Origin of the sequence: Rouxiella badensis, assembly GCF_002093665.1 — a bacterium.
Lineage (GTDB): Bacteria > Pseudomonadota > Gammaproteobacteria > Enterobacterales > Enterobacteriaceae > Rouxiella > Rouxiella badensis.
This window is the reverse complement of record NZ_MRWE01000001.1, coordinates 270,406-280,267: the sequence shown is the minus strand read 5'-3', so window position 1 is coordinate 280,267 and position 9,862 is coordinate 270,406. Positions and strand designations below refer to the sequence as shown.

5 protein-coding genes are annotated in these 9,862 nt (G+C 52.1%); all 5 read left to right on the top strand.

Features of this window, described 5'->3' with window-relative positions; all coding sequences use genetic code 11:
- The first annotated feature begins 328 nt into the window (after positions 1 to 328).
- The 5 genes from pqqU to BS640_RS01300 all read left to right on the top strand — a co-directional run bounded on the left by pqqU (position 329) and on the right by BS640_RS01300 (position 9,797).
- On the top strand, positions 329 to 2,512 hold the full coding sequence (gene pqqU / locus BS640_RS01320; RefSeq protein ID WP_017491398.1) for a TonB-dependent receptor PqqU: 2,184 nt from the start codon (positions 329 to 331) through the stop codon (positions 2,510 to 2,512).
- 211 nt (positions 2,513 to 2,723) lie between these two features.
- Positions 2,724 to 5,123, top strand: coding sequence for a glucose/quinate/shikimate family membrane-bound PQQ-dependent dehydrogenase (locus tag BS640_RS01315; RefSeq protein WP_084911662.1), 2,400 nt, complete (start codon positions 2,724 to 2,726; stop codon positions 5,121 to 5,123).
- A 242-nt stretch (positions 5,124 to 5,365) separates the two neighbouring features.
- Positions 5,366 to 7,906 carry an OTU domain-containing protein gene (locus BS640_RS01310; RefSeq protein WP_084911660.1) on the top strand — a complete coding sequence of 847 codons (2,541 nt, stop codon included), beginning with the start codon at positions 5,366 to 5,368 and terminating at the stop codon, positions 7,904 to 7,906.
- 117 nt (positions 7,907 to 8,023) lie between these two features.
- Positions 8,024 to 8,689: a DUF1345 domain-containing protein gene (locus tag BS640_RS01305; protein ID WP_017491395.1), complete on the top strand. Its 666-nt coding sequence runs from the start codon at positions 8,024 to 8,026 to the stop codon at positions 8,687 to 8,689.
- 94 nt (positions 8,690 to 8,783) lie between these two features.
- Positions 8,784 to 9,797 carry a Ppx/GppA phosphatase family protein gene (locus BS640_RS01300; protein WP_084911658.1) on the top strand — a complete coding sequence of 338 codons (1,014 nt, stop codon included), beginning with the start codon at positions 8,784 to 8,786 and terminating at the stop codon, positions 9,795 to 9,797.
- Positions 9,798 to 9,862 lie beyond the last annotated feature (65 nt).

The following is a 9,862-nucleotide window of genomic DNA, read 5'->3' as shown; positions in this document are numbered from 1 at the left end:
ATATTCTATAATTAGGTGAGTGCTGGCGAGGCGTCTTTTTTGAATTTCGATATTTTATTCTGTTCTCTGGTTGTGTAACCGATTACACTCTTTCGTGGATACATATTTCATACGTCTGGATAACTTAAAAAATCAGGGGCGTTAACTCTGCGTGCTATATTTTTTAAAATAAGGCCATTCTGTAAGGAACTGTATATACTCGTCGCTTAATTAAATTTATATTATGCAACTGCGTAACAGGGTCGCTGGGGATTACGAGTTTCACCGACTTATTCTGAGGAGTCGGCAGGCGCGTAAGCAGGCTTAACTTACAAATCGAAATCTTTCCGTGAATAACAAAACTTCAATTTCAACTTTCGTTATTTTGTCTATTTTTTGGCCATTATCAGTAAGTTACGCGCAAACCGCAGTCACTGCAGATAAATCTTCGGCGAAGGACAATTCGGTTAAGTCTGACTCAACGCAAGGCAATACGCTGCTTATCGTTCCCCAGCAGCAGAATACCGGCCTGTCGGAGCTTGATACTCCCGCCGCCGTAAGCATAGTCAACGGCGACGACGTGCGTGACAGCAAGCCTCAGGTCAATCTTTCGGAGAGCCTAACCGGCGTCCCCGGCCTGCAGGTACAGAACCGCCAGAACTATTCACAAGATCTTCAGCTGTCGATTCGTGGCTTTGGTGCCAACTCGACCTACGGCGTCAGCGGCGTGCGAATTTACGTGGACGGTATTCCGGCGACTATGCCAGACGGTCAGGGCCAGACCTCCAACATCGACCTGGCCTCGGTCGACAAGATTGAAGTGCTGCGCGGCCCGTTTTCGGCGCTGTACGGTAACGCCTCCGGCGGCGTGGTTAACGTCGAGACCCGGTCTGGCACCCAGCCGACGACGCTGACTGCCGGCACTTATTTCGGCAGCTACGGTTCGTTTCGCAACAGCGTCACGGCCTCGGGTGCCACCGGCGATGGCACCCATGCGGGTGATGTGAATTACACCCTTTCGGCTTCGCGTTTTACCACCCAGGGCTTCCGCGACCACAGCTCGGCGCGCAAGAATCTGGGTAACGGTAAGCTTGGCGTACGCCTCGACGATCGCAGTACCTTGACGCTGATGTTTAACAGCGTCTCGGTTGATGCGGGCGATCCTGGCGGTCTGACCGAGGCCGAATGGAAGGCAAATCCGACGCAGTCACCGCGCGCCGATCAGTACAACACTCGAAAATCTATTGACCAGACGCAGGTGGGTTTGCGCTATCAGCGTGAAATGAGCGACAACGACCAGCTCACCATCATGACCTATCAGGGTGAGCGTCATACCACTCAGTATCAGTCGATCCCGAAGGCGACGCAGGCGAATCCGGCTTATCCGGGCGGCGTGATTGTGCTCGAGCGCCGTTATCAGGGGATTGACACGCGCTGGAAGCATAACGACCAGTGGGGATCGGTGCCTTTCACCCTCATTGGTGGGCTGGATTATGAAACCATGACCGAACGTCGTCAGGGTTATGAGAATTTCGTGGTGGAGAATGACTTTACCGAGTACGGCGTGAAGGGTGACGAGCGCCGTAACGAAAAGAACAAGATGTGGAATCTGGACCCTTATCTGCAAACGAGCTGGCAGCTAACGGACCGACTGACGTTGAACGCCGGGATGCGCTACAGCACCGTGAGCTTCAATTCGAAAGATTATTACATTACCACCGGCAACGGCGATGACAGCGGCAGTACGCGCTATCACAAAGCGCTGCCGATGGCTTCTCTGAGTTATGCGCTAACGCCTGCCTGGAACGTATACGTTTCAGCGGGGCGCGGATTCGAGACGCCAACCATTAATCAGCTGTCTTATCGCCCTGACGGTACGGCGGGTCTGAATATCAACCTGAAACCGTCGACCAGCAACACCGTCGAGATTGGCAGCAAGACGCGTATCGGCTATGGCCTGTTGACGGCAGCGCTGTTCCAGACCGACACCGACAACGATTTGGCCGTCGCGACCAGCGGCAGCGGGCGCACCAGTTATACCAACGTCGGCACGACGCGACGTCGCGGGCTTGAACTGTCGTTCGATCAGCAGTTTGCCTCAGACTGGCGCGTGCGCATGGCCTGGACGCTGCTCGATGCGACCTATCGTGATGACGTCAATACGGCAGTGAGCAGCATTCCTGCCGGTAACAAGATGCCGGGTATTGCGCGCAACTCCGCTTACGCCTCGCTGGGTTGGGCGCCGCCGGAAGGTTTCCATGCGGGCGCCGAAATTCGCTACATGAGCGATATTCAGGCCAACGATGCCAATACCGCTCAGGCACCGGCTTATACCCTGACCAGTCTGAACGCGGGATACCGTCTGGACTGGCGCAGCAACTGGTCGCTGGATTTATTTACCCGCGTCGACAACCTGTTCAACAGGAATTATGTCGGCTCGGTTATCGTGAACGAAAGTAATGGCCGTTATTTTGAACCGGCTCCCGGAAGAAATTGGGGCGGCGGCGCAACTCTTACCTATACTTTCGAATAATTGCACAAAATTCATACATGGTTACCTGCCAGGGAATAGACGGGACCGTTAAAGAACCTAGAGTAAGCCAGTTTTTTATACTCATTTAACCGGGGTATTGCTGCGGCTGGCTTGCTCGAGGAAGGACATTCCGTGCTTCGCCGAATGTTTTTAAGATCTCCTTTTTAATGGGCGAGATCGAAGACAATGAAAATCTTGTAAGGTTAATAATATGCAAACTAAAGCTTCGTTATCGCGCATCGTCGTTATAATTACCGCTTTGTTCGCCGCGTTAAGCGGATTATATCTGTTGGTCGGCGGGATCTGGCTGACTGCAATAGGGGGCTCCCTCTATTACATCATCGCCGGTGTTGTTTATCTGGCGACAGCATGGCTGTTGTTACGCCGCCGTGCTGGGGTTTTACTGCTCTATGCCGTATTCCTGTTTGCCACCACTCTTTGGGGTCTTTGGGAAGTAGGGTCTGACTTCTGGGCCTTGACGCCACGTTTAGATGTGACGTTCTTCCTGGGTCTGTGGATCCTGCTGCCAATCGTTTATAACTACATGAGCGTCAAGAATGCCGTTGCACGTGGTGCACTGGCTCTCTCTCTGGTGTTCACCGTCGTGGTACTGGTTTACTCAGTATTCAACGATCCACAGGAAATCAACGGCACTATCCCTGCTGCCGACAATGCGCCTGTACAGTCTACCCCAGGCGTTGCTGACGGTGACTGGCCGGCATACGGTCGTACTCAGGGCGGTACCCGTTATTCTCCACTCAGCCAGATCAACGACAAGAACGTGGGTCAGCTGAAAGAAGCTTGGTCATTCCAAACGGGTGATGTGAAAACTTCACACGATCCGGGTGAGATAACTGACGAAGTTACCCCGATTAAAATCCACGATACTCTTTATCTTTGTACTCCTCACCAGAAGCTGTTTGCTCTGGATGCGGCCACCGGTAAAGAGAAGTGGACGTTTGATCCCCAGCTGAAAACCGACCCAACCTTCCAGCACGTGACCTGCCGTGGCGTTTCTTACTATGAAGATCCTGCTGCTGCACAAAGCAACGAGACTCAGGGTGCCGCTCCGGCCATCTGTTCTCGCCGCGTCCTGCTGCCGGTCAATGACGGTCGTCTGTTTGCCCTCGATGCAGAAACTGGCGCGCGTTGTGCAGATTTCGGTAACAACGGCGAGCTGAACCTGCAGAGCAACATGCCTTATGCGACTGCGGGCCGTTACGAGCCAACCTCACCGCCGATTGTTACCAAAAGCGTAATTATCGTTGCCGGTGCGGTAACCGATAACTACTCAACCAAGGAACCTTCAGGCGTTATCCGTGGTTTCGACGTACATACGGGTAAACTGCTGTGGGCATTTGACCCAGGCGCTGCGGATCCGAACAAGATCCCAGCTCCGGGCGAAAACTACACGCCTAACTCACCAAACTCATGGGCACCTGCTGCCTACGATGCAAATCTTGACCTAGTTTACCTGCCAATGGGCGTGGAAACTCCGGATATCTGGGGCGGCAACCGTACTCCAGACATGGAGCGTTACGCGAGCAGCCTGCTGGCGCTGAATGCGACCACCGGTAAACTGGCCTGGGTTTATCAGACCGTACACCATGACCTGTGGGACATGGACGTACCCGCACAGCCAACGCTGGCTGACATCACTGACAAGAGTGGCAACAAAGTTCCGGTTATCTATGTTCCTACCAAAACCGGTAACATTTTTGTTCTCGACCGTCGTGACGGCAAACTGGTTGTTCCAGCGCCTGAAAAACCTGTTCCACAGGGCGCGGCAACGGGCGACCATACGTCTCCAACTCAGCCATTCTCTGACCTGACTTTCCGTCCATCAGCCAAGCTGACCGGTAAAGACATGTGGGGCGCAACCATCTACGACCAGCTGATGTGTCGTGTGATGTTCCATCGTCTGCGTTATGAAGGGACCTTTACACCTCCTTCAGAGCAGGGCACGTTGGTATTCCCGGGTAACCTGGGTATGTTCGAGTGGGGCGGTATCTCTGTTGACACCGATCGTCAGCTGGCTATTGCTAACCCGATCGCACTGCCGTTTACCTCTAAACTGATCCCACGTGGTCCAGGTAACCCGATTGAACCTCCAGCGGGTGCAACCGGCGGTAGCGGGACTGAATCTGGTATCCAGACTCAGTACGGCGTGCCTTACGGCGTTGAACTGAACGCGTTCCTGTCTCCACTGGGCTTCCCATGTAAGCAACCTTCATGGGGCTACATCTCCGGTGTTGACCTGAAAACCAACGATATCGTATGGAAAAAACGTATCGGTACCGTTCGCGACAGCTCACCAGTTCCATTACCGTTCAAAATGGGTATGCCAATGCTGGGTGCTCCGACCTCAACCGCGGGTAACGTCTTCTTCATCGCGGCAACGGCGGACAACTACCTGCGCGCATTCAACATGAGCAACGGTGATCAACTGTGGCAGGCTCGTCTGCCGGCGGGGGGGCAGGCTACACCAATGACCTATGAAGTGAACGGTAAGCAGTATGTGGTTATTGCTGCTGGCGGTCACGGTTCATTCGGTACCAAGCTGGGCGACTACATCATCGCTTATGCATTGCCTGACGATGCTAAAAAGTAATTAACTTAAGAGCGGCTGCGGCTGCGCGAGAGTGAAAACAAGAGGCCGCTGATTGATTCAGCGGCCTTTTTTTTATCTCGAAGGTGGATAAAAAAAAGGCATCAACAGGTCTTGTTAAGGTTGTTTTATTCTTTTAAAAGATTGAAAAATTGGAGTTTTTTATTAGTGGGATCGGTAACGTCTTGTCTCCATTCCACGAGAAGCGCTGTTAACGTGTTTAACATCTTCGGAGAGAACTCACCATGTACCGTCCGGCATTATCAGCAAGCAGGCCTGAAACAAACCCGGCTATTCCGATCAACCTCCCTGGTGAAGTCACGGCCTCATTTTCTTCAGCCATTCCCGACATTCAAAACGTGCTCAACAGCAACATGAATCTTGCCTCATTAACGCTCGAACAAATCAGGAGGCGATATGAAAAAAGTGCCCATAATTCCGCACCTATAAATCGCTCTCAGCAGGGAGGCTCCGTCTCTAAAATGCCGCCCGCTGCGCCTGTTAACGAGCGGAAGTCGGTTATCGTTGCGCCAGAAAAAAGGCTAGCGAATTTTACGCCCGAGACCCTGCGTGATATCGCCGAGCTGATGCTTAGAACACCAGGAAGTTTCAACAATCAGCTTGGCGATCATGTGCCATATTTACTGATCAATTCGGGAGCACTGCCCAGACGTGCGGTCATCTCGGTGCGCCAGAATGATGAGCCGCCGAATTACATTCGTGCTGGTCAACAGCAACAGTCCAGAATGCCTCGTGAAATAGTCATCGAATTACGGCGCACCTTTAGGCTGGGAGACGATGCGAGCGCACACTATAACTTGATTCGCGACGGGGTATCTGTCACCAATGCTCCAGACGGAGAATGCCTTTATCGCGCCATCTCACAGGGGTTAGCTGACATGGATATCCAGATCAGCATTGAGCAACTCAGGTCAATCGCTGCCGATGAACTGATTAGCCATCCCGCACGCTATCTCGGCGCGATTGACCGCGATATCTTAGATGAGGAGTATCAGGCGCTTTGTGAACAAAGGAGCGCCTGTGATGGCGGCAAGCTGCCTATTGAAAGCGCACCAGAGTGTATCGATATCGATTCACTCTCAAGCTCCGCCAGCCATCTTTCGATTGAAGAAGGCCCCTCGGCGAAAAAACCCATGCACCGCCAAGAGAGAGAGCCGGGGATTTCTACGCGGCTAGCAGGGTTATTACGAGATATGAATGGCTTACATCATGCAGAAGCGCAGGAGCTGCTCGACTTGCTTATTGTTGAACAGGTCGTGAAATACGCGAGTACGGGCATTATGAGCGGAGAGGCTGAAAAGGTCGGCGGGCGGGTTATACACAGCGTAGCCGAAGGTTTATTGGATGTTTTGCGTAGAAAAGAGAAGTCTGAAGATGAGGTTTTCCGCGCGCTTTTCCCGGACGCCTTTGATGACAAAGTGGTCTTTGTAAATGCGCTCCCGATTATCATGCATCTCCCCGCCGGACTCAGGGTGATGGAATTAATGCACTTGCTGAGCAAAGATCCCGCGCTTAAAGAGACTATCAATGTTTTTTTACATTATTCACACGTTGCTAACCGGGCAAAGAGTCTTGAATATATCAATGCCAAAAATTTCTTTGAAAGGGTGAAAATTTCTGCAGGTTCGATCACCAGGATGACTTTGGTCGATAGGGAGGTATTAAAACGCTGTGGAGCTAATAAAGAGTCTGCCGATTTATCGAAAGTCATTATGGATCACTCAATAAAACTGCTCGAAGATTCTGGCTTCACCAGAAAGAGTCTCCTAACCACAAAGTTATTTCCAGCGGGGAGAATGGGCGGCCGGCCAATGAGTGTAAAAGAAGTGCAGCTCTCTGCTGGAATCTTGTATACCGGCAGGCGACAGGCTGTCTCAGAGTTTACATTGCAAAAGCTTCAGCAGTTGGATTACGTCAGTTATTCTCGTTTCCTCAGTCGCACCCTTGGGCTTCGGAGTCACACGCAGCAGGTAAGGACGCAGTCGGATGCCAAATCCTCGCAAAGCTACAAGCTTTCAACCCTGGCGGCGGTCGCCGCATTGGGGGCATCGGCTCAGCACAGCGTGCATCTGGCAAGGGCACGCAATGCCGAAAAAGACCGCGAATGGGAGACTGGGAATGAAGCCGGCAAGGTATATGACCGTGCCGTGCGCGATAACTTCAACGAAAGAGGGCGGCTTATGGCGCCTAATTTGATCGGCATCGGCTTTAACCTGGCGCTAGACTCTATGCACCAGCAAGAAAGGCAACTGCCCTCAAGGCCTTCCCCACTGAGGATGAATCCAATTTTCAAGCAGCCCGCGCTGCCGCCTGAGAGTGCCCCTGTCACTGTGCCTGGGGCCGAGGAGAATGAGCCTATCGCTCACGTCCTTCCACGAGCATCTTCCCGCTCAAGCCTGGTTTCAGGCACTGGTATGGCCAATTTATTCGATGTTGATTCTGCGATAATGGATCAAGCGGAAGGGATGATGGATAACCTGAGTGAATTGGATTGTGAATTCGACCGCGAGCACTTGAAATCCAGGGTGGCTGATGTCTACGCGACGCAATCTGAATTTAAGAGCGATAACGAAATCAAAAAAGAGCTCCTCAAGATAGACTATAGAGACTATGTTAAATTTCGCGAGCCTGAACAACAGCAGAAACGGCGGCAACTTTATGGACCGCTGAATGCCAACTGGCTGCCCTCCAACTCTGAAAGCTCGCCACAGAAAGAACTTTCAAAGACTGAGCGCCAGCGCGAAACGGAGAAGTCATCGATTTAACCTGCCAAGAGCCAAGGCCACTTCGGTGGCCTTAAAATCAGAATCTTTCAGCCGTTCAATTTTACCCATTGCCGTCTACAGTTAACTCATCCCTGTCTCACTAACAACTGGCGGAAAATGAATCTATTACGTCCCTTCAAGCATTACTATCAAAGCCGTCCCAGGCTGCTAGCTGCGCTGCTGCTGGGCATTTTGAGCTTTTTCGCCTTACCCTCGAACCAGCCACTGCTTCAACGATTGCTGATTAGCTGGAACGTACTGGCGTGGGTGTATCTGTTTTTCCTGTGGTGGATGATGCTAAGAACGGCACCCAAAGGGATAGCGCGTATTGCACGTCAGCAGGACGAAAGTGCCAAAACGGTGCTGGCGCTGGTCTGCGTCACCTGTCTGGTCAGCATTCTGGCGATTCTTTTTGAGCTGGGGGCGGTCAAGAATCTTCACGGGGTAGACAAAATTCTGCACATTGCCCTGACTGCCGCGACGCTGGTAGTTTCATGGTTCTTACTGCCGACGTCGTTCACCATGCACTACGCCCACATGCACTACCTGCACAGCGACGGTGACGAAAAGGTGTTGTTGTTTCCGGATAAAATCCCGCAGCCCGGCTACTGGGACTTTGCCTATTACTCTTTCACCCTTGCGGTAGCGGCGCAGACGGCGGACGTCGGGACCGGCAACACCACGGTGAGGAAAATAACCCTGCTGCAGGCGGTATTGTCATTTATTTTCAACCTGGCCATTTTAGGGCTGTCGATTAACGTTGGCGCGGGGTTGATGAGTTAGCCATAAATGTCATATTCCGCTTGAAATCATCAACCTAATGACGTTATGTCTATTATTCACTTTTCTTTGCAGATTATTTCAGGGCTGGATACTGATGAATAAATGGATGAACACCGTCACCGCACTCCTTTGTCTGGGATTTGCCATGCAGGCATCGGCAAAAAACTGCACCGAAGTGCGCGCCGGTATCGATATGGGGTCGGGTACGACCAAGATTCAGGTCAGCGAAGTCAATGTCTGCAATAGAACGCTGGGCAAGGTACTGTTCTCGCAGGAAAGGCCGATTGGTTTTAACGAAGATCTCGCCGAGTCTGGCAATACTCAGCTCAGTCCGGCGATTCAGCAGCAGGGCATGACCACGCTGAAAGCGTTGGTCAGTCAGGCCGAGAAATTCCACCCGAAGCGCATTACCGGCGTCGCGACGGCGGTATTTAGAGCCGCGAGCAATGGGCAGCAGGTTATCAGACAGTTTAATCAGCAGGCGCACGTCACGATTAGGATCATTACTCAGAAACAAGAGGCCGAGTTGGGCTTTATCTCGGCCAAGGCCGCGCTGAACGATCCCAAGCTAAAAGACTCCGACCTGCTGGTCTGGGACATTGGCGGTGGGTCGATGCAAATGACCACCTATGACAGGATTGATGGCTTCAAAACGCCGGAGATCTATGAGGGCAAACTGGCGTCGGTGAGCCTCAAGGATATGGTTATTGAGGTGATGATGAACAAAAATCTCACTCAGGTGAATTCGCCAAATCCAATCGGGTCGCTAGCCGGTGAGATCCTCCGTTTCGTTAATTTCTATGCTCGCACCCACGTTCCGGCTGAAATCAAACAGGCGGCAAAAAGCAGAAAAGTAGTGGGTATCGGCGGCGTGCACGGCTATTCAATCAAAGAGCAGCTTCATCCGCTGAACAATCAATACACCGCCGCAGATCTCGACCGTGTCGCGCAGGTGAAGATTAATCAAACCGATGCCCAGCTGCCGGGCGATTATCGCGCCACGGACGTTACCAATCTGCTGCTGGTCGAAGGGTTTATGCAGGCGCTTGGGATCCCGCAGGTTACGCTCGTAAAGGCAAACCTGATTCAGGGCATTCTGTTGAAATAAACAGCTCGAAAAAATTAACCGTTGAGCGGTAAATTTGTGCCGCTCAGAACATGCAGGAGCAAGCT

Coding starts and splice junctions, on each gene's coding strand:
- BS640_RS01300 (WP_084911658.1), top strand. CDS start 8,784: ATGAATAAATGGATGAACACCGTCACCGCACTCCTTTGTCTGGGATTT.
- BS640_RS01310 (WP_084911660.1), top strand. CDS start 5,366: ATGTACCGTCCGGCATTATCAGCAAGCAGGCCTGAAACAAACCCGGCT.
- BS640_RS01315 (WP_084911662.1), top strand. CDS start 2,724: ATGCAAACTAAAGCTTCGTTATCGCGCATCGTCGTTATAATTACCGCT.
- BS640_RS01305 (WP_017491395.1), top strand. CDS start 8,024: ATGAATCTATTACGTCCCTTCAAGCATTACTATCAAAGCCGTCCCAGG.